14 protein-coding genes are annotated in these 19,202 nt (G+C 73.1%); 7 read left to right on the top strand and 7 right to left on the bottom strand.

What is annotated here, in order from left to right; all coding sequences use genetic code 11:
* Window positions 1-93: 93 nt before the first annotated feature.
* From J2X68_RS01990 to J2X68_RS01975, 4 genes are all read right to left on the bottom strand, one after another.
* Window positions 94-2,976, bottom strand: a complete 2,883-nt coding sequence (locus tag J2X68_RS01990) for a DUF4157 domain-containing protein (RefSeq protein WP_310430638.1) — start codon at window positions 2,974-2,976, stop codon at window positions 94-96.
* 300 nt (window positions 2,977-3,276) lie between these two features.
* Entirely contained in the window at window positions 3,277-3,903 is a 627-nt protein-coding gene (locus J2X68_RS01985; protein WP_310430637.1) for a class F sortase, read from the bottom strand.
* A 158-nt stretch (window positions 3,904-4,061) separates the two neighbouring features.
* Window positions 4,062-4,619 carry a hypothetical protein gene (locus tag J2X68_RS01980; RefSeq protein WP_310430636.1) on the bottom strand — a complete coding sequence of 186 codons (558 nt, stop codon included), beginning with the start codon at window positions 4,617-4,619 and terminating at the stop codon, window positions 4,062-4,064.
* 523 nt (window positions 4,620-5,142) lie between these two features.
* On the bottom strand, window positions 5,143-5,724 hold the full coding sequence (locus J2X68_RS01975) for a gamma-glutamylcyclotransferase family protein (RefSeq protein WP_310430635.1): 582 nt from the start codon (window positions 5,722-5,724) through the stop codon (window positions 5,143-5,145).
* A gap of 178 nt (window positions 5,725-5,902) precedes the next feature.
* On the opposite strand from J2X68_RS01975, the gene J2X68_RS01970 reads away from it, so the two are divergent.
* On the top strand, window positions 5,903-7,549 hold the full coding sequence (locus J2X68_RS01970; protein WP_310430634.1) for a M4 family metallopeptidase: 1,647 nt from the start codon (window positions 5,903-5,905) through the stop codon (window positions 7,547-7,549).
* Between the two features lie 148 nt (window positions 7,550-7,697).
* On the opposite strand, the gene J2X68_RS01965 is transcribed toward J2X68_RS01970, so the two are convergent.
* A complete protein-coding gene (locus J2X68_RS01965; RefSeq protein WP_310430633.1) occupies window positions 7,698-8,141 on the bottom strand; it encodes a hypothetical protein in 444 nt (147 codons plus the stop codon).
* Window positions 8,142-8,408: 267 nt separating this feature from the next.
* Between J2X68_RS01965 and J2X68_RS01960 the strand changes: the two genes are divergently transcribed.
* Together J2X68_RS01960 and J2X68_RS01955 are read left to right on the top strand one after the other, a co-directional pair.
* Window positions 8,409-9,059, top strand: coding sequence for a hypothetical protein (locus tag J2X68_RS01960; protein WP_310430632.1), 651 nt, complete (start codon window positions 8,409-8,411; stop codon window positions 9,057-9,059).
* Window positions 9,060-9,168: 109 nt separating this feature from the next.
* Entirely contained in the window at window positions 9,169-9,873 is a 705-nt protein-coding gene (locus J2X68_RS01955) for a DUF6215 domain-containing protein (RefSeq protein WP_310430631.1), read from the top strand.
* 198 nt (window positions 9,874-10,071) lie between these two features.
* On the opposite strand, the gene J2X68_RS01950 is transcribed toward J2X68_RS01955, so the two are convergent.
* Together J2X68_RS01950 and J2X68_RS01945 are read right to left on the bottom strand one after the other, a co-directional pair.
* Window positions 10,072-12,333: a molybdopterin oxidoreductase family protein gene (locus tag J2X68_RS01950; protein ID WP_310430630.1), complete on the bottom strand. Its 2,262-nt coding sequence runs from the start codon at window positions 12,331-12,333 to the stop codon at window positions 10,072-10,074.
* Between the two features lie 157 nt (window positions 12,334-12,490).
* Window positions 12,491-13,168, bottom strand: a complete 678-nt coding sequence (locus tag J2X68_RS01945; RefSeq protein ID WP_310430629.1) for an ElyC/SanA/YdcF family protein — start codon at window positions 13,166-13,168, stop codon at window positions 12,491-12,493.
* A 190-nt stretch (window positions 13,169-13,358) separates the two neighbouring features.
* On the opposite strand from J2X68_RS01945, the gene J2X68_RS01940 reads away from it, so the two are divergent.
* The 4 genes from J2X68_RS01940 to dnaG all read left to right on the top strand — a co-directional run bounded on the left by J2X68_RS01940 (window position 13,359) and on the right by dnaG (window position 19,172).
* The gene (locus J2X68_RS01940; RefSeq protein WP_310430628.1) at window positions 13,359-14,237 is read left to right on the top strand and encodes a sirohydrochlorin chelatase; all 879 of its coding nucleotides are present in this window, start codon (window positions 13,359-13,361) and stop codon (window positions 14,235-14,237) included.
* A 154-nt stretch (window positions 14,238-14,391) separates the two neighbouring features.
* Window positions 14,392-15,675, top strand: a complete 1,284-nt coding sequence (locus J2X68_RS01935) for a deoxyguanosinetriphosphate triphosphohydrolase (protein ID WP_310430627.1) — start codon at window positions 14,392-14,394, stop codon at window positions 15,673-15,675.
* A gap of 167 nt (window positions 15,676-15,842) precedes the next feature.
* Window positions 15,843-17,108: an FAD-dependent oxidoreductase gene (locus tag J2X68_RS01930; RefSeq protein WP_310430626.1), complete on the top strand. Its 1,266-nt coding sequence runs from the start codon at window positions 15,843-15,845 to the stop codon at window positions 17,106-17,108.
* 168 nt (window positions 17,109-17,276) lie between these two features.
* On the top strand, window positions 17,277-19,172 hold the full coding sequence (dnaG, locus tag J2X68_RS01925; RefSeq protein ID WP_310430625.1) for a DNA primase: 1,896 nt from the start codon (window positions 17,277-17,279) through the stop codon (window positions 19,170-19,172).
* Window positions 19,173-19,202 lie beyond the last annotated feature (30 nt).

The raw sequence follows: 19,202 nt of genomic DNA, 5'->3' as shown, positions 1-19,202 counted from the left end.
GACCGCATCACCGTTGTTTCCCGCGAGGAACGCTGCCCTCAGCGGAGCGGGGAGGGGGGTGTGAGGGTGACGCCCCGCGCCCCCGGCACGACCTCACACCTCCGTCGCGTAGACGTGCTCGTACCAGTCGCTGCCGCCGTTCGCCGGGTCGTGTCCCGGGTCCTGCCTCCACTCGCTCCTGTCCACCTTGAAGCTCGCGCCCGGCATGAGCAGGACCTCCGCCTCGCTGCCCTGGTACTGGTGGAAGGGGTCGATGTCACGGCCGTACTTCCCGGTGAGCGTCAGCTCCAGCAGGATCCGGTGCGTCTTCGTGCCCGAGACCCGCTGGTTGCGCATGAACCCCAGTCCCACGTCCTCCTGTCTGCTGGTGCTGTCGAAGGAGCTGGTGAAGACGGAGCCGGGCCGGTAGTTCAGCGCGGCCTGCTTGCCGAGGCGGTACACCGACTCGTCCCCGCCGAGGTTCCAGTCGCCGCGGTAGACCGTGCCGGTGACGGGAGGCAGCCGGTGCAGCGCCTCCATCGTCATGTCGGCGTGCGCCTTGAGCTCCTCGAAGAGCGCGGGGGCGAGGGCCTCGATCCGCGCGTCGATGACGGCCATCGCCGCCTCCTTGGCCACCGGGTCCGCGCCCCGGGCGGCCGCGAGCTGCGGCGCGATCACCGGATCCTCGTCGAGGGTGGGCACCTTCTCCTGCTGGTGGCTGTTCTGGGCGGCCCAGCTGAGCTGGCTCTTGATCTGCCGCAACGAGACGGCCTCGGCGCCGGCGGTGGCCATGCCGACGGTGCCGTACGGCGCGTACCCCTCGGGCAGCAGCCGGCTGCGCACCACCGAGTTGATCATCTGGTGCGCGCCGCCGGTGTACGCCATCAGCGCGGTCGCGTGGGCGGGCTTGAACTTCTGCGCGACGGCCTCGGTGGAGGCGCCGTTGTTGTCCGCCTTCCACTGGGCCATGCGCGGCGTGGGCGCGGTGTCGCCCGCCACGAAGGCGTTGTACTTGCCCGGCACCTGGGCCGCCGCGCTCTGGCCGGGTTCCATGAAGCCGCTCGTCGCGGGGGCGACAGTACGGGGCTTGTTGGCCTCGGCGAGGTACATCAGCTCGTGCGGGAACTGTCCGTCGACGCAGACGTTCTGCCGCAGCTCCTCCTCCGTGAAGGGCGCGATCTTCTGGTACATGAGCGCCGCGCCCTTGCCCGCCCGGCTCGCGGACTCGCCGGGACCCTTGACCCCGGCCGCCCAGGAACCGCGCAGGATCTCGTACAGCGAGTGGTCCCAGGACGGCAGCATCCAGCCCATCACGGCCATCCGGTAGTCGAACACGTCCACCCCGGAGACCTTGATCCACTGGAAGGTCTTGAGCATCCGGGTCGTGGTCCCGGACATGCCGGCGACGACCGGGATGCCGCGCGCCGCGTTCGCCTTCGGCCAGGCCTCGTTCTGCTGGATCTCCCAGTAGGCCGTGCCCTCGTTCCAGGGCAGCTTGTCGTCCGGACCGGACTTGCCGACGAACGCCAGCTCGCGCGCGCTGAGCGGGGCGCCCCGGTCCGCGTAGTCGCGGGGCGTCTTGCGCTTGGCCTCCTTGTCGGACTCGCTCCGCTCCTTGCGCGGCCCCTGACTGTTGATCATTTCGAGGGTGTCGCCGGCGAAGGACTCCGGGTCCGACTGCCACAGCAGGTTGCCCAGCGCGTACGGGTCCTTCTCGTAGTTGTAGCCCTTGCCCGCGAGGTTCGCCGCGGCCCACAGGGGAGGCCGGGACCAGCCGTTGAGGAACGCGGAGTGCTTCTTCAGCTCCTCCTCGTCCATGCCGAGCGTCGACGCGAGCTGCGGCTTGGGCCCGATGATGCCGTTGAGGACGTCCTTGAGGGAGAGTTCGGCTCCCTTGTTGTAGTACGCGGCGTTGTAGACGGCCGTGATCAGCTCACGGACGTTGCCGTCCCGGGAGAAGAAGTCCTTGATCTGCTCGGTGGTCATCCCCTCGCCCACCTGCCCGGCGCTCGTCCTGTCGTTCTTGAAGAACGACTTGTTGGCGAGTGCCGTGTCCTTGTGCTCCGAGCGGGCGTAGGCGATGAGCAGCTGCTTGAGCCGCTCCACGGTCTTGCGGGCCGCGGCGAGCGCCCGGGGATGCCCGAAGGAGTACGCGCCCAGCCGCTTCTCGAACTCCTCGGCCGCCGCCTGCCAGCCCGTCTTCGCGTAGTACTGGGCGTGGTCGAAGGGCGCCTCGCCGTCGCCGAAGCGCTGTACCGCGATGTCCCCGCCGGCGCGGGCGGGAGCGGCCGCCGTGCGCTGCACGGGCGGCGCCCCGGTGGGCGCGGGACCGGCCAGGACGCGGCGGGCGTTCTCCTCCGCCGCGCGTTCGAAGCGGTCGGAGGGGTCCGACACGCTGAGCCCCGAACCGTTGTCGGTACCCGCGACCGGCCCCTGGCGCTGCTGGATGACGTGCGTCAGCTCATGGGCAAGGGTGTGCCGGTCCGCTCCGCCCGCGCCGATGACGACATGGCTGCCGGAGGTGTAGGCGCGGGCCCCCACCTCGGCCGCCGAGCGCTGGGCGGTCGGACCGGTGTGCAGCCGCACGTCGGAGAAGTCGGCGCCCAGCCGCGCCTCCATCTCCGTGCGGACCGTCCCGTCCAGCGGCTGCCCGGCGGTGCGCAGCACGTCCGGCACGGACGAACGCTGCACGGGTCCGGACTCCTCGTGCCCGCAGGAGGGCCCGTGCGCGTGGCGCTGCACGGGGGTGGGGCCGGGGTGACCGCAGGAGGGCCCGTGCGTGTGTCGCTGGGCCTGCCGCTGCTGTTCCAGTGCCTGGACGACGGCCGCGTTGCCGGCCGTGCGCTGCAACGCCAGCAACCGGCCCGCGGAGAGCGCGCCCACGGGCCCGGCCGGTCCGGCGGACACGGTCGGCGCGGCGGCGTCCGACGAGCGCGTCGTGGCGGGTGTCGTCCGGGCGGGACGGGCGGCGGTGTCCTGCTGTTCCTGAGAACGCATGCTCCGATCATCTGCCAATTCCCCTCTGTTGGCGGCGAGTTAACCAATCCGCGACAAGCCCGAAGCATCCCGCCGGGCAGTCCGGGCCGCCCGGGCCGCCCGGAAGGGAGCCCGGGAGCCCGGGCGTGCGGGGAGGCCGGGGCATGCGAGGGGCCGGGCGTGCGGGGAGGCCGGGGCATGCGAGGGGCCGGGCGTGCGGGGAGGCCGGGCATGCGAGGGGGCAGGTGTGCGGGGAGGCCGGGCATGCGAGGGGGCAGGTGCGGGAGGGGGCAGCGCGACGAGGTCAGGTGCCCGACGAGGTCAGGTGCGCGAGGAGGTCAGGTGCGCGAAAACGACGACGTTTCCCTGATAGCCGGTCGCCTTCGTGTATCCCCCGCCACAGGTGATCACCCGCAGCTCCGGCCTGCTCGCCGCCCCGTACACCTTCTCGTCGGGGAAGTCCCGTGCCTGGTAGACCTCGACGGCGTCCACGGTGAACACGGCGACGCTTCCGTCGCGCCGGTCCACCTCGATCGCGCTGCCCTTGCGCAGGGCGCCCAGGTCGTAGAAGACGGCGGGACCGTCGGCGTTGTCCACATGGCCGGCGACGATCGCGGTGCCCCGCTCGCCGGGGGTGGTGCCGGCCTCGTACCAGCCGGCCAGGTTCTTCTTCTCGGCGGGCGGGACGTTGAGGCTGCCGGACGGGGTGAGGGCGAGGCCCGTCAGCGGGGCGTCCACCCGGATCGCGGGGATGCGGACGCGGTCGGGCGGGGAGGGCGGCAGCGCCGGGGCGGAAGGGGCCCGTAGGTCCGAGCCGGCCGAGTGGGCCTGGGCCGCGGACGGCTGCGGCGGGGCGTGTGTCTCGGTGCCGCTGTGCAGCAGCCAGGCGCCGCCGCCGAGCGCGATCACGGTGACGGCCGCTATGACGGTGTTGCCGACCCTGCGCATCCCAGGACCCTTCTCCGTGGTTCTTCGGGTGGACGCCTTCCGTGGATCTCCTGGTCGGTCGGGTGGGAACCCCGTTCCCCCTCCGGGCCGCGAGGGGCGTCGGACCCGGAGGGGGAGGGGACATGCGGTACCGGCGGACGGACAGCGGAGGGTGTCCGTCAGATCCCGTCGCCTCTCGCCCGGCGATGCAGGAGCCAGGTACCGCCCGCGGCGGCGACGGCGAGAGCCGCCACACCGGCCGCGGTCTGTACGGGGTCGGGGCCCAGTGCGCCGCCGACCCCCGTCTTCACACTTCCCCGCGGATGCACCGGCTGCCGGTCGGAGGCCAGCACGACCACCAGGTCCCCGGTGACGCGCCGCCCGCCCGCGGCGCACTCCGCGACGATCTCGTACGTGCCCGGCTGCGCGCTCGGCGGCACCCGGAACTGTCCGATCGCCTCGCCCTTGTGCGCGCTGGGCGCGAGCGGGAAGCGACCGGCGCCCACGGCCCCGGCGTCGCCCGTCGCCGCTCCGCCGTCGCCGCACGCCGCCGTGTTCACGGAGACCTGCCCGCCCGGCACCGCGGTGGAGGGGAACACCTCCAGACTTCCGGCACGGGTACCGGCGTCGACGGCGCCAACGGGCGCGGCGAACCCGGCCGTGGCGATGACGGCGAGGGCGGTACCGGCCAGCACATGCGCGGCACGACGTGCGGTACGACGGGCGGTGCGTCGCATCGGTGCTCCTTCGAGCTCTTCGAGTCTCCCTGCCCTTCCGAGGTAAGTCGCAGCACGCCGAGCGCGCTTCCTGAGGGAGCGTCAGGAATGGGATGAATGGGTGTCGGACGGGCGCGCGGGAGAGTGGCCCGTGCCAGGGTTTCACCAGGTCACCGGCGTACGGAGGGCTCGGCTCGGAAAAGCGCCCGCGGGGCGGGTGAACGGGTGACCGCCGAGGGGCGAGCAACCGCCGGGACGGGACGGCGCCGGGCGCGGGGCGGCCCGACGGCTCGCGAGGGGACGCGCCCTCCGGCTCGCACGGCGACAGGCGCTCCGGCTCCCACGGCGACAGGCTCCACGGCTCGCGTGGAGGCAGGCCCCACGGCTCGCGTGGAGGCAGGCCCCACGGCTCGCGTGGAGGCAGGCCCCACGGCTCGCGTGGAGGCAGGCCCCACGGCTCGCGTGGGGACAGGCTTCACGGCTTCCGCCCGAGGGCCCGGCGACGCGGGCGCGGGCGGACCGGCGGCTCACGCCCGGGCGGGGGTCAGTGCCGGGTGTGCCAGTCCCCGCTCGCGATGAGTTCGCCCCGGGCCCGCAGACGGTCGGCTACGGCGGGCGCGGCGACGTACACCCAGGCGCGCACGGCGGGGACCCGGCCTGCGCGGACCGCGCCGTCCGCCTCCCCGTCGCCGCCCGCCTCCGCGCCTCCACCTCCCCCTCGGCCTCCGCTCCCGCCTCCACGCCCCTCCCCGCTCCGGGCGCCGCTCCGGGGCCCGCTCCCGCCCCCGGCTCCAGGTCCGCCCCCGGTCATCGTCACCTCGCGCGCGACCCGCTCGTACAGGTTGCGCGGGTCGCCCGGCACGTACTCCTCCAGCCGGTCGAGCTCGGCGAGCAGCCGCGCGTACGCCCGCGGGTGCGGCGTGACGAGTTCGCCGGCCACCGACGCGCCCGTTGCGTCCCCCGGCTCCTCCACCGCGTAGGGATAGCCGGGCCCCCGGTAGAGCACCGCTCCCGCCAGCCGGGCCGGTTCCTCGCGGAGGGTGCGACCGCGCAGGAGGAGGTCGTGGTTGACCTCGCCGGGACGGAGGGTGCCGTAGACGAAGAAGGGGAGTTCCGGGGCGCTCACGGAAACGATTCTCTCCCCTCACCGCCCTCTCACCGGTCCATCGCGCATGCGCTATGGACATGACATGTCATGCCCTCTTAAATGCCAGGACGACATCAGCGCCACCTCCACAGGCCACCCACAGGCCACCCCCACACGCGCCCCCCACGGCGCCTTCTCGAGGAGACCGAAGACACTGATGAGTCGGATACGGCAGCACGTCCGAGGTTCCCGTCTCGCCACCGCCGGTATCGCCGCCACCACGGCCACGCTCCTGGCCGCCGTACTCTCCCCGGTCGCCGACGCGGCCGACAGACCGACCCGGGCGACGGCGCTCGACAACGCCGCGGCGGTCCTCGCCGACCACGCGGCGAGCCTCGGCCTCACCTCCGTGCAGGGCACCTCCGTGCGGGACGTGATCGTCGACAAGGACGGCACCCAGCACGTCCGCTACGACCGCACCTACCGCCAACTGCCTGTGCTGGGCGGTGACTTCGTCGTCCACCTGGCGCCCGACGGCGCGTACCGCAGCGCGAACCGGGCGACGCGGGCGCCGATCTCGCTGGCGAGCATCACCCCGAAGGTGTCCGCTCCGCAGGCCGCCGACATCGCCGTGAACGCGCTGCGCGCGGCCAACCTCGGCGAGACGCTGAAGCAGGTGAAGGCCAAGCCGCGGCTGGTCGTCGACGCACTGCACGGCACCCTGAAGCTGGCCTGGCGGACGGACGTCGTCGCCCTGGACACGCTCGGCAACCCGGTCGCCCGCGCGGTGCTGACCGACGCCCGCACCGGCGCCCGGATCGACGCCTGGGACACCATCGAGACCGCCTCGGGCGACGGCAAGTCCCTGTACGGGGGCACGGTCCCGCTGCAGACGACCCTCTCGGGATCGACGTACCAGCTCAAGGACCCGACCCGCGGCAACACGTACACCGGCGACGCGGCCAACAAGACCGACCTGTGCATCTTCGGCATCTGCATCAGCCGCGCCCCCGCGACCCTCTTCACGGACGCCGACAACCACTGGGGCACCGGCACCACGGCGGACCGCTCCACGGCGGCCGTCGACGCCCAGTACGGCACCGACGTGACCTGGGACTACTACAAGAACGTGCACGGCCGCAACGGCATCGGCAACGACGGCAAGGGCTCCTACAACCGCGTCCACTACGGCAACAGCTACAACAACGCCTTCTGGGACGACAGTTGCTTCTGCATGACCTACGGCGACGGTGACGGGACCCAGCTGGGTCCGCTGGTCGCCCTGGACGTGGCGGGCCATGAGATGTCCCACGGCGTGACCTCCAAGACCGCCAAGCTGACCTACTCCGGCGAGTCGGGCGGCCTGAACGAGGCCACGTCCGACATCTTCGGCAGCCTGGTCGAGTTCTACGCCGGGAACTCCTCCGACGCCGGTGACTACCTCATCGGTGAGAAGATCGTCCGCTCCGGCTTCGGCCGGGACGCCCTGCGGTACATGGACAAGCCGAGCAAGGACGGCAACTCCGCGGACTACTGGAGCAGTTCGGTCGGCAACCTGGACGTCCACTACTCGTCCGGCGTCGCCAACCACTTCGCCTACCTCCTCGCGGAGGGCAGCGGCACGAAGACCGTCAACGGCGTCACCTACAACTCCCCGACGTACAACGGCTCGACGGTCACCGGCATCGGCCGCGACAAGCTCGGCGCGATCTGGTACCGGGCGCTGACCGTCTACATGACGTCCTCGACGAACTACGCGGCGGCGAGGACAGCCACCCTGAACGCGGCCCGCGACCTCTACGGCACGGGCTCCACGGAGTACAACGCGGTCGCGGCGGCCTGGACCGCGGTCAACGTGAACTGACCCGACATCAACGGTGTGACGCGGCCGCCTCGATCCCGGGCCCCGGGACCGGGACGGCCGTCGCGCGCTCAGTCGCGGGCGACCACGTACGAGCCCGGAGCCCACCGAACCGGATCGACGACCGGACCTGCTGCCCCGTACCCGTGGGTCAGTCGCCCGAGTGGCCCCAGAAGTAGATCTCCTGGGGGGCGTCCTCGTCGTCGTGGAGTACCGCGCATCGTCCGATCCACCGGGACCGTGGGAAGACGTCGAAGTCCGTGACGTGGGCGCGGGTCAGTTCGTCGGTGCCCAGCCGCTCCCGCGCTTCCTCGGCCGTCACGGGTGCCACGGTGCTGTAGTCCGGGGATTCGCCGGGCCCCACGACGTGGAAGACGTCCAGGATCGAGTGGGTGCCGGTCTCCTGGACCAACTCGTCCTCCCACAGCTCCTCCAGGGACTGCGGGCGAGGTTCCCGCTCCGCCTCGGGTCGCCAGTCGCCGCCGTTGACCCAGTAGTAGTCCCCGGCGTCGAACACCTCACGGCGCAGCCGCTGCAGCGCAGCGTTCAAGTCCTCCTGATACGGCACGTAGTAGTCCCACTCCGAAGCCCCCATCAGCCGTCGCCTCCGTTCCGCTGGTCCGGTCCGTTCGTCCGGGACGGCGGAAGCCAGCAGCCGGGTCTGACATCCACGCCCTGAGCTGAGGGCCGGGGGGCGGAGCGGCCGTGGTTCGGTCGGCTCGCCCGCCGCATTCCGAACCCGGTCGCCGGCCCCGGAAAGGCGCCGGGTGAGCCTGCGGCCATCGAGGATCTCCCCGCAGTGACGCGCCGACACGGTCGATCGCCGGGCCGCGCCTCACGCCGGGGCGTCCACAATGCCCCCGTGGACGAAGAGACCGTGCGGGATCAGGCGGACCTGATCCCCCTCATGCTGCAGCATCTGCACGCCCCGCTCGTCGGGGAGTCGTACGTGCGCGGGGTGCTGCCCGCTCCCGGCGGCGTCGATGCCGTACGGGTCGCCGTCGGGCCCGTGGACGCCGTGGACACAGGGGAGTTGACGCTGTACGAGTTTCCGCTCCTCGTCGGCGGCGACCCTGTGACCGCCTATGACGTCATCGGGATGCTGCGCACCCTGTGCGGGGCGGGCGGCCGATCGCCGGACGGGAGCCGCACGGCCGTGAGGGGGATGCCGCTCGTCCCCGTGGACCCGGCGGTCGTGCCGCGGGCCGACGAGAGCGCGGCCGACCGGGGGCTCCGGCTGGTGCGCACCCTGGCCCGGGCCACGTGCTTCGACGAGACCCACGCGACGGATCCCCTCCTGCACGGCTTCCTCTTCCTGGACCAGGACCGGGTGCGCCTGTACTTCCGGGCCGACGGGCTCCCCGGGGTGACCGCCGCCGACGTCCGGACGACCGGGGCGCTCACGGCGCTGATCGCGGCGCTCCCTTCGCTGCTCCTCGGGGAGGTCGAGCGGATGGCGGCGGACGACGGGGATCCGCAGTGCGCCCGGGTCCTGGACCTCACCTACTGGTGAGGAACTCACTTCCCCATGGCCGGATCCACCCGCTACGCTCCCCCCGCGCGCATCCGGCGCGACCAGGCGGTACCGGGGGGTACCGGGGGTAATGGGGGTTGTGGGGGACATGGCCGAGATGGTTGCCGCGCCCGAGAAGGGCCCGAACGCATGGGCTCAGGCCATCGCGGCGCTGGTGGTGGTCGGGGCGCTCGGAGGCGGGCTCTACGTGATCCAGAAGAACGACGCGGCGGCCGCCGACAAACCGGCGGTCTGCACCGTCGACGACGAGGACGAGAAGGCGGCCGAGGAGGCGAAGGCGGCGCAGCGCATCTCCGGGACGCAGCTGTGCACGGCGCTGAACCGCGCGGACCTGCCGGCGCTTCTCGGCACGCCGCAGGAGCACGCGCTGACGGCCTACGGCAGCGACGGCGCGGTCAAGATGGCGAGCGGCACCGAGATCCCCAGCCCGGAGGGCACCGTCCAGCTGGACACGTACACCGTGAAGCTCTCGCGGTCCTACGACGACCTCCCGATCGCCGGGATGGAGGGCCTGCTGAACGAAGCGGAGTCCAGGACGGTCCTCGGCCACCCCGCGGTGCTCTACTCCAGCCAGACGATCGCCTTCAGCTTCGACCTCGGCGGCGGCAAGTCCGACGCCGGTCCCGGCGGCATCGCCCGCGCCCTGGTCGTCGCCCCGGACACCAAGGACGGCGGCGGTTCCTACGAGCTCGCCATCTGGCGCCAGGACGACGTGCGACCGGACGACGCCGCCCTGTCGAGCATCGCGCAGAAGGTCCTGCCGGCCCTCCCGGGCTGGACGTCCGCCGGCTGACGGAGCCCCCGGCCGGCGCCCGGACGGCCGCCGCCGGGCACGACCATCTGGCCGGCGGCTACGCGGACGCCGCCGCGACGGACGCCGATTCCGTCGCGCTGTGCGACGGGACGTTCCGGTACCGCCTGGCGGTCGTCCCGGACGGCCTCGCCCCGCGCCTGTCCGGCCGACCCGGCCGGTCGACCTGCCGGCGGCCGGTCACCCGGCGATCTCCACCCGGACCGCGCACACCTTGAACTCCGGCATGCGCGAGGTGGGGTCCAGCGCCGGGTTGGTCAGCGTGTTGGCGCGGCCCTCGCCCGGCCAGTGGAACGGCATGAAGACGGTGTCGGGGCGGATCCCGGTGGTGATCCGGGCCGGTGCCACCGCCCGTCCGCGTCGCGACACCACGGCCAGCGGGTCGCCCTCGGACGCTCCGAGGCGTGCCGCCAGCCGTGGGTGCAGCTCCACGAACGGTCCGGGCGCGGCGGCGTTCAGCTCGTCCACGCGGCGGGTCTGGGCGCCGGACTGGTACTGCGACACGACCCGCCCGGTGGTGAGCAGGACGGGGTAGTCGTCGTCCGGTTCCTCGGCGTTGGGCCGGTGCGAGACCGGCACGAAGCGCGCCCGTCCGTCCTCCGTGGCGAACCGGTCGAGGAAGAGCCGGGGCGTACCGGAATGCCGACGCCCCTGCTCGCCTCCCGCGACGGCTCCCTGCTCGCCTCCCGCGACGGCTCCCCGGGCGCCTTCTCCGGTCCGCGTCTCCGCTTCCGTGTCGGCACCCGACCCGGCCTCCGCTGCGACCCGAGCCTCCGAGTCCGCCTGCGTCGCCGCCCCCGTCCCCGTCCCCGCCCCCGTCCCCGGCTCCGGTTCTGCCGGGCAGGGCCAGAACACGCCGGCTCCGCTCTGTTCCCTCAGACGGGCGTAGCTGATGCCGGAGTAGTCCGCGACGCCGCCCGCGCTGGCCCGGCGGAGTTCCTCGAAGACCTCCTCGGGGTCGGTCGGGAAGCCCTTCTCGACGCCCAGCCGTGCCGCCAGCTCGTGCAGGACCTCCAGATCGCTCCGTACCCCTTCCGGGGCGGTGATCGCCCGGCGGCGCAGCAGGACCCTTCCCTCCAGGCTGGTCGTCGTCCCCGTCTCCTCGGCCCACTGGGTGACCGGCAGGACGACGTCCGCGAGGGCCGCCGTCTCGGACAGGACGACATCGCAGACGGCGAGGAACTCCAGGGACTTGATGCGCTCCTCGATGTGCGCGGCGTGCGGCGCCGAGACCACCGGGTTCGACCCCATCAGCAGCAGCGACCGGACGTCGGATCCCAGCGCGTCCAGCAGCTCGTACGCGCTGCGGCCCGGGCCGGGCAGCGAGTCCGGGTCCACGCCCCACACCTCGGCGACGTGCCGCCGGGCGGCCGGGTCGTCCAGCTTGCGGTAGCCGGGCAGCTGGTCGGCCTTCTGGCCGTGCTCGCGGCCGCCCTGTCCGTTGCCCTGCCCGGTCAGACAGCCGTAGCCGCTGAGCGGTCGCCCGGCCCGCCCCGTCGCGAGGCACAGGTTGATCCACGCGCCGACCGTGTCGGTGCCCTTGGACTGCTGCTCGGGCCCGCGCGCGGTCAGCACCATCGCGGCCTCGGGTTCGCAGAACAGCCGCACGGTCTCGCGAAGTTGTGGAACGGACACCCCCGTGATCCGTTCCACGTACTCCGGCCAGTGGGCCATGGCGGCCGCTCGCGCGTCCTCCCAGCCCGTGGTCCGCTCCCGCACGTACTCCTCGTCGACCCGTCCCTCGGCGACGATCAGGTGCAGCAGACCCAGCGCCAGCGCGAGATCCGTGCCCGGGCGGGGCGCGAGGTGCAGGTCGGCCTGTTCGGCGGTCTTCGTGCGGCGCGGGTCGATCACGATCAGCGTGCCGCCGTTCTCGCGCAGTTCGTGGAAGAACCGCAGCGCGGGCGGCATGGTCTCCGCGAGGTTGGATCCGACCAGGATCACGCACCCCGTCCTCGGGATGTCCTCCAGCGGGAACGGGAGCCCGCGGTCGAGCCCGAACGCCTTGATGCCGGCCGCCGCCGCGGACGACATGCAGAAACGGCCGTTGTAGTCGATCTGCGAGGTGCCGAGCACGACCCGCGCGAACTTGCCGAGCGTGTACGCCTTCTCGTTCGTCAGCCCGCCTCCGCCGAACACGCCGAGCGCGTCGGCCCCGTGCTCGGCGCGCACCCGGGCGAACTCCCCGGCGATCCGGTCCAGCGCCTCCTCCCAGGTGGCCGGCACGAGCGCGTCGCCGGACCGCACCAACGGGGAGGTCAGCCGCACGCGGGAGGAGAGCACCGCGGGCGCCGTACGGCCCTTGCCGCACAGCGCGCCCCGGTTCACCGGGAAGTCCGTGCGCTCGACCACCTCGACGCCCCCCGTGGGCAGGGGCGACAGGGCCATCCCGCACTGCAGGGCGCAGTACGGGCAGTGGGTGGGCGTCGAAGTGGTCGGCATACGCCCCAGCGTGCTTCGGCCGTGTTACGCGCCGTGCGGTCTCCTGTTACGGCGGTGTGGTGGTGCCCTCCCCGCCGGACGGCGCCCACCGTGAGGCGCCCGCGAAGGGCACCCGGCGTGCGGCGCCCACCGCGGGCCGCCCGCCGGGAGGCGCCCGTCAGGAGGCGTCGGCGAGGGCCCGCGTCACTCCCGGTTCCTTCGGCCCGAGGAACCTCGGGTCCGGCTCGAACACCGCGTCCAGGGCCGCCTTGCCGGCCGCGAGAACCTCCCGGGCGCCCCCGTAGTACCAGGTCACGTCGTGCTTGGCGGCGACCCCGACCCCGTACGAGTCCACCCCCGCCGCCTCGCACAGGGCGACCGCCCGCCGGATGTGGAAGTCCTGGCTGATCAGCACGGCCCGGTCGACGCCGAAGATCTTCTTCGCGCGGACGCAGGAGTCCCAGGTGTCGAAACCGGCGTAGTCGCTGACGATCCGCGAGGCCGGCACCCCGTGGCCGGTCAGATAGGTGCGCATGGCGTCGGGCTCGTCGTAGTCCTCGCGGCTGTTGTCCCCGGTCACCAGCACGACCTCGATACGGCCCGCCCGGTACAGCTCGGCCGCCGCGTCCAGCCGGTGCGCGAGATACGGCGAGGGCTCGCCGTCCCACAGGCCCGCGCCGAACACGACGGCGACCTCGGTGCGCGGCGCGTCGGCGGTCGTACCGAGCCGGTCGGCCGTGGACACGTACAGCCAGGTGGCCGGCAGCAGCGCGAGCACGCACCCGGCCATCACGGCCTGCACCAGCCGCCGCCGACCGGCTCGGGTGCGCGGCAGCCGCGGTCGACGGATGTGCATATGGTGTTCCCCCCAGGTCGAACAGGTCGAAAGCCCCTTCGGCCCCAGAAGACGCAGCCGGCGGTGATCCGGTTCGTTCCCCGGGTGCGAGCCGCATCTCACATCGCGCCCAGGCCCGGCGTGAACTACCGGAAAACACTCGTGACGGTCAGGCAACGGGGGTGCAACCTGGTGCCGTCAGGATCTGTTCATGAAGGCGTCGCCCGCTCAGTACGACGAGTCCGAAGTCCACCTCGACAGTACGGCGCACATCATGAACCGGATCAGCTCCCAGCTCGCCAGCCAGCTCAGCCTCGTCCAGCTCGACGGCCGCCGGCGTCCCGGCCCGCCCGCGCTGGTCGTCGTCGCCCACGGCAGCCGCGACCCGCGCGCCCTGAGCACCGTCCGCACGCTCCTGGACCGCGTCCGCGAACAGCGCCCCGGTCTGGCGGTGCACCTCGGCCACATCGAGCTCAACGAGCCGCTGCTGTCGGACACCCTCGCCGACCTCGACGCCCGGGGCACGGAGGACGCCGTCCTGGTGCCGCTCCTCCTGGCCCGCGGCTATCACGTCCGGCGGGACATCCCCGAGACGGCGGCGAAGGCGCGGGTGCACACGCGCGTGGCCGCGCCGCTCGGCCCGCACCCGTTCCTCGTGGAGACCCTGTACACCCGCCTGGTCGAGGCGGGCTGGCGCACGGACATGACGCAGGAGGAACGCCGCACGAGCGCGGTCGTCCTCGCGGCGGCGGGCTCCCGCGACCCCGACTCGGCCGTCGACACCCGCCGTACGGCCCGTCTCCTGGCGCGCCGGCTCGGCGTCCCGGTGGTCCCCGCGTACGCCACCACGACGACCCCGACCGTCCCGACGGCGCTCCGGGCCCTGGCCGCGCGGGGCCGTGACCGGGTGGCGGTCGCCTCCTACTTCACGGCGCCCGGCCGCTTCGCGACCGAGTCCGCGCAGGCGGCACCCTGGATCGCGTCCGCCCCGCTGGGCACCCACCCGGCGATGGCGAGCCTGCTCCTGCACCGCTACGACCAGGCCCGGGCGACCCCGGCGAGCGCGGCCCCCGAACTCGCGTCGGCCTGAGACCGGCCTGAGCCCCGCCCGGGTGCGGCCCGCGCCCGGCGGGTCCCGCCGCCCGGCCGAGCAGGGGCCCGGGCACCACCGACGTGTCGGACCCGACAGCCGGTCGGACGCCCGGTGCCGCCCGATTGTCGGCCCCGCCGCTTACTGTCGAGACATGGAAGGCACCGCACACCTCGACACCGCCTATGACCCGACGTCAGTCGCCCGCTGGGCCCCCGAGCCGGACAAACGCCCCGGCCGGACCGCCTTCCAACGAGACCGCGCCCGCGTCCTGCACTCCTCCGCCCTGAGAAGGCTCTCCGGCAAGACCCAGGTGGTCACCCCGGGCACCCGCACCGACGCCTGGGACGCCACCCCGCGCACCCGCCTCACCCACTCCCTGGAGTGCGCCCAGGTGGGCCGCGAGCTCGGCGCCGCCCTCGGCTGCGACCCCGATCTGGTCGAGGCGGCCTGTCTCTCCCACGACCTCGGGCACCCCCCGTTCGGTCACAACGGCGAACAGGCGCTGAACGAGTTCGCGCGCGACTGCGGCGGCTTCGAGGGCAACGCCCAGTCGCTGCGGCTCCTCACCCGCATCGAACCCAAGCGCTTCACCGCCGAGGGCTCCGTCGGCCTCAACCTCACCCGGGCCGCCCTCGACGCCGCCACCAAGTACCCCTGGCCCCGGGGCGGCCGTCCCCTCGACCCGGCGTCCGTCAAGTTCGGCGTCTACGAGGACGACAGGCCCGTCTTCGACTGGGTGCGCGAAACGGCCCCCGGCACGCGCACGTGCTTCGAGGCGCAGGTCATGGACTGGGCCGACGACGTGGCCTACTCGGTGCACGACGTGGAGGACGGCCTGCACGCCGGGCACATCGACCCCAACTGCCTGCACGCGGAACCGGAACGCCGGGAGATCTTCCGGGTCGCCGTCGGCCGGTACGTCCCCGCCGGCACGGATCCGGCCGAACTAGCCGCCGCGCTCGACCGTCTCCAGGACCAGGACTGGTGGCCGCACGGCTACGACGGCACGGCGGCCGCCCAGGCCCGCCTGAAGGACGCCACCAGCCAGCTCATCGGCCGCTTCTGCCTGGCCGCCGAGGGCGCCACCCGCGCCCGGTACGGCACCGGCCGTCTCACCCGGTACGGCGCCGAACTCGTGGTGCCCGAAGAGGCCCGCCTGGAGTGCGCGGTCCTCAAGGCGGTCGCCGACCGGTACGTCATGCAGCGCGCCGAACAGGAAGTCCTGCGCGCCGACCAGCGCGTCGTCATCAGCGAGCTCGCCGAGGCGCTCACCGCCCGCGCTCCGGACGGCCTCGACCCCCAGTTCCGCGCGCTGTTCGACCAGGCGCCCGACGACCGCGCCCGCAAGCGGGTCGTCGTCGACCAGATCGCGTCCCTCACCGACGCCTCCGCCCGCTCGCTCCACGGCCGTCTGACGGAGCGGACGAGATCCTGACAAGTGCGGACCGGGTGCGCCCGAACGGGCCCGGAACGTGACCCGACGTGCCCTGATCGGGCACGTCCCCCTTCCCCCATCACCCTGCGTGCGGGACGCTCGCATATGGCGGCACGCACAGTGTTATCCGGGGGACCACCCCCCGGATCCCCGGTAGGAGGCATCACGTGGTCGACGCGGATCAGACATTTGTCATCGTCGGAGGAGGCCTGGCAGGCGCCAAGGCGGCCGAGACGCTGAGGGCGGAGGGCTTCACCGGCCGCGTGATACTGATCTGCGACGAACGCGACCACCCCTACGAGCGGCCGCCGCTCTCCAAGGGCTTCCTGCTCGGCAAGGAGACGCGGGAGAGCGTCTTCGTGCACGAGCCCGCCTGGTACGCGCAGAACGACATCGAGCTGCACCTCGGCCAGACCGTCGACGCGATCGACCGCACCGCGAAGACGGTCCGCTTCGGCGACGACGGCACGCTCGTCCACTACGACAAGCTGCTCCTCGTCACCGGCGCGGAACCCCGTCGGCTGGACGTCCCCGGCACCGACCTCGCGGGCGTCCACCATCTGCGCCGACTGGCGCACGCCGAGCGCCTCAAGGGCGTCCTGACCGCCCTCGGCCGTGACAACGGGCACATCGTGATCGCCGGCGGCGGCTGGATCGGCCTGGAGATCGCGGCGGCGGCCCGGGAGTACGGCGCCGAGGTCACCGTCGTCGAACCGGAGCCCACCCCGCTGCACGGCGTCCTCGGCCCGGAGCTCGGCAGCGTCTTCGCCGACCTGCACCGCGAGCACGGCGTCCGCTTCCACTTCGGCGCCCGGCTCACCGAGATCGTCGGCCAGGACGGCATGGTGCTCGCCGTGCGCACCGACGACGGCGAGGAACACCCGGCGCACGACGTCCTCGCGGCGATCGGCGCGGCCCCGCGCACGGGCCTCGCGGAGGCGGCGGGCCTCACCCTCGCCGACCGCGCGCACGGCGGCGGGATCGCGGTCGACGCCCGGCTGCGCACCTCCGACCCCGACATCCACGCGGCCGGCGACGTCGCCTCCTTCCCGCACGGGCTCTTCGACACCCGGCTGCGCGTCGAGCACTGGGCCAACGCCCTGAACGGCGGCCCGGCGGCCGCCCGCGCGATGCTCGGCCAGGACGTCACCTACGACCGCGTGCCCTACTTCTTCTCCGACCAGTACGACCTGGGCATGGAGTACAGCGGCTGGGCCCCGCCGGGGACCTACGACGAGGTGGTGATCCGCGGTGACGCGGGCAAGCGGGAATTCATCGCGTTCTGGCTGAAGGAGGGCCGCCTCCTGGCCGGGATGAACGTGAACGTGTGGGACGTCACAGAACCGATCCAGAAGCTGATCCGCTCGCGCGAGCGGGTCGACACGGAGGCACTGGCCGACCCCCGGGTGCCGCTGGACGGCCTCGGCGCGTAGACCGGGTTCCGGACGCCCCCCGGGCCGCGTCCGGCCGTCGCGGGCCGGGTGCGGCCGGTCGCGCCCCCGCGTCCGGCCGCACCCGGCACTGCCGCGCGGACGGCCCCGGGCGCCTCGCAGGCCTCACGGCCCGCCGGAGATGTCGGCGCGCCCCCGTAGAATCACCTCGTGGCAGGACGGATCAACGACGAGGACGTGAAGGCGGTACGGGACGCGGTCCCGATCGACGCCGTGGTGTCCGAGTACCTCCAGCTGCGCAACGCGGGCGGCGGCAACCTCAAGGGCCTCTGCCCCTTCCACGACGAGAAGTCGCCGTCCTTCCAGGTCAGCCCGAGCAAGGGACTGTTCCACTGCTTCGGCTGCCAGGAGGGCGGCGACACCATCTCGTTCGTGATGAAGGTCGACCACCTCACCTTCTCCGAGGTGGTCGAGCGGCTCGCCGCCCAGGCCGGCATCACCCTGCGCTACGAGGAGGGCGGCTACAACCCCGCCCACCAGCGCGGCGAACGCATCCGGCTGGTCGAGGCGCACAAGATCGCCGCCGAGTGGTACGCGGAACAGCTCGCCACCGGGGCCGAGGCCGACACCGGCCGGATCTTCCTCGCCGAGCGCGGCTTCGACCAGGCCGCGGCCGTCCACTTCGGCGTCGGCTACAGCCCCCAGGGCTGGGACCACCTCACCCGCTATCTGCGCGGCAAGGGCTTCACCGACAAGGAGCTGATCCTCTCCGGGCTGTCCCAGGAGGGCCGCCGCGGGCCCATCGACCGCTTCCGTGGCCGGCTGATGTGGCCCATCCGCGACATCGGCGGCGAGGTCGTCGGCTTCGGCGCCCGCAAGCTCTACGAAGCCGACAACGGGCCCAAGTACCTCAACACGCCCGACACGGCGATCTACCGGAAGTCCCAGGTCCTCTACGGCATCGACCTCGCGAAGAAGGACATCGCCAAGTCCAGCCGCGCGGTCGTCGTCGAGGGCTACACCGACGTCATGGCCTGCCACCTGGCCGGGGTCACCACCGCCATCGCGACCTGCGGCACGGCCTTCGGCGGCGACCACATCAAGATCCTCCGCCGGCTCCTCATGGACAACGGCAGCGCCCGGGTCATCTTCACCTTCGACGGCGACGCGGCCGGCCAGAAGGCGGCCCTGCGCGCCTTCGAGGACGACCAGAAGTTCGCCGCCGAGACGTACATCGCCATCGCGCCGGACAACATGGACCCCTGCGACCTGCGCCTGGCGAAGGGCGACGAGGCGGTCGCCGACCTGGTCGAACCCCGCACCCCGCTCTTCGAGTTCGCGCTCCGCCAGATCCTCGTCCGCTACGACCTCGACACCCCCGCGGGCCGCGCCGCCGCCCTCGACGAGGCCGCGCCCATCGTGGCCCGCATCAAGAACAGCGGCGCGCAGCACGAGGTCGCCGTCCAGCTGGCCGGCATGCTCGGCATCCTGGACACCCAGTTCGTCGTCAAGAGGGTCGCCCAGCTGGCCCGTTGGGCCCGCGACCGGGGCGGCAAGGGCCCGGCGCCGGCCCGCGGCCCGCAAGCGTACGAGTCCGCCTCCCGGCCCGCCGCCGGCGGCCCCGCCCTCAACCTCCGCAACGCCGTCTACGCCACCGAACGCGAGCTGCTCAAGCTCGCGCTCCAGCGCCCCGAACTGGTCTCCCCGGCCTTCGACGCGTACGGGATCGACGAGTTCACCGCCGCCCCGTACGCCGCCGTACGCCAGGCGATCCAGGACGCGGGCGGCGCCGAGTACGGCGTCAAGGACGGACAGGAGTACCTCGTCCGGGTCCGGGAGGCCGCGCCCGACGACGCGGTCCGCGCGATGGTGACGGAGCTCGCGGTCGAGGCGATCATGCGTCGCACGGTCGACGAGAACTACGCGGGGGAGCAGTTGGTGACGGTGCGTCGCAGGGCCGTCGCCCGCAGGCTCACCGATCTCCAGGGCACGCTGACCCGGCTCGGCCACACGGACCCGGCCCAGTCGGCCGCCGTCCAGAACGAGATGATGATCCTGACCAGGTACGACAGGGCGTTGCAGCACGAGGGCCCGTCCGCTCTCTGAGCCGCCGCCCCGCGGCAGGGTAACCCGCGG

The organism is Streptomyces sp. 3330 (assembly GCF_031456635.1).
Taxonomy (GTDB): domain Bacteria; phylum Actinomycetota; class Actinomycetes; order Streptomycetales; family Streptomycetaceae; genus Streptomyces.
Note: the sequence above shows the minus strand (reverse complement) of the source record. Positions and strands in the feature narration are given on the sequence as shown.

Excerpts from the sequence above, each read along its gene's own strand:
- J2X68_RS01945 (WP_310430629.1), bottom strand. The coding sequence starts at position 13,168 with ATGCACATCCGTCGACCGCGGCTGCCGCGCACCCGAGCCGGTCGGCGG.
- J2X68_RS01940 (WP_310430628.1), top strand. The coding sequence starts at position 13,359 with ATGAAGGCGTCGCCCGCTCAGTACGACGAGTCCGAAGTCCACCTCGAC.
- J2X68_RS01990 (WP_310430638.1), bottom strand. The coding sequence starts at position 2,976 with ATGCGTTCTCAGGAACAGCAGGACACCGCCGCCCGTCCCGCCCGGACG.
- J2X68_RS01950 (WP_310430630.1), bottom strand. The coding sequence starts at position 12,333 with ATGCCGACCACTTCGACGCCCACCCACTGCCCGTACTGCGCCCTGCAG.
- J2X68_RS01980 (WP_310430636.1), bottom strand. The coding sequence starts at position 4,619 with ATGCGACGCACCGCCCGTCGTACCGCACGTCGTGCCGCGCATGTGCTG.
- J2X68_RS01935 (WP_310430627.1), top strand. The coding sequence starts at position 14,392 with ATGGAAGGCACCGCACACCTCGACACCGCCTATGACCCGACGTCAGTC.
- J2X68_RS01970 (WP_310430634.1), top strand. The coding sequence starts at position 5,903 with ATGAGTCGGATACGGCAGCACGTCCGAGGTTCCCGTCTCGCCACCGCC.
- J2X68_RS01965 (WP_310430633.1), bottom strand. The coding sequence starts at position 8,141 with ATGGGGGCTTCGGAGTGGGACTACTACGTGCCGTATCAGGAGGACTTG.
- J2X68_RS01985 (WP_310430637.1), bottom strand. The coding sequence starts at position 3,903 with ATGCGCAGGGTCGGCAACACCGTCATAGCGGCCGTCACCGTGATCGCG.
- J2X68_RS01955 (WP_310430631.1), top strand. The coding sequence starts at position 9,169 with ATGGCCGAGATGGTTGCCGCGCCCGAGAAGGGCCCGAACGCATGGGCT.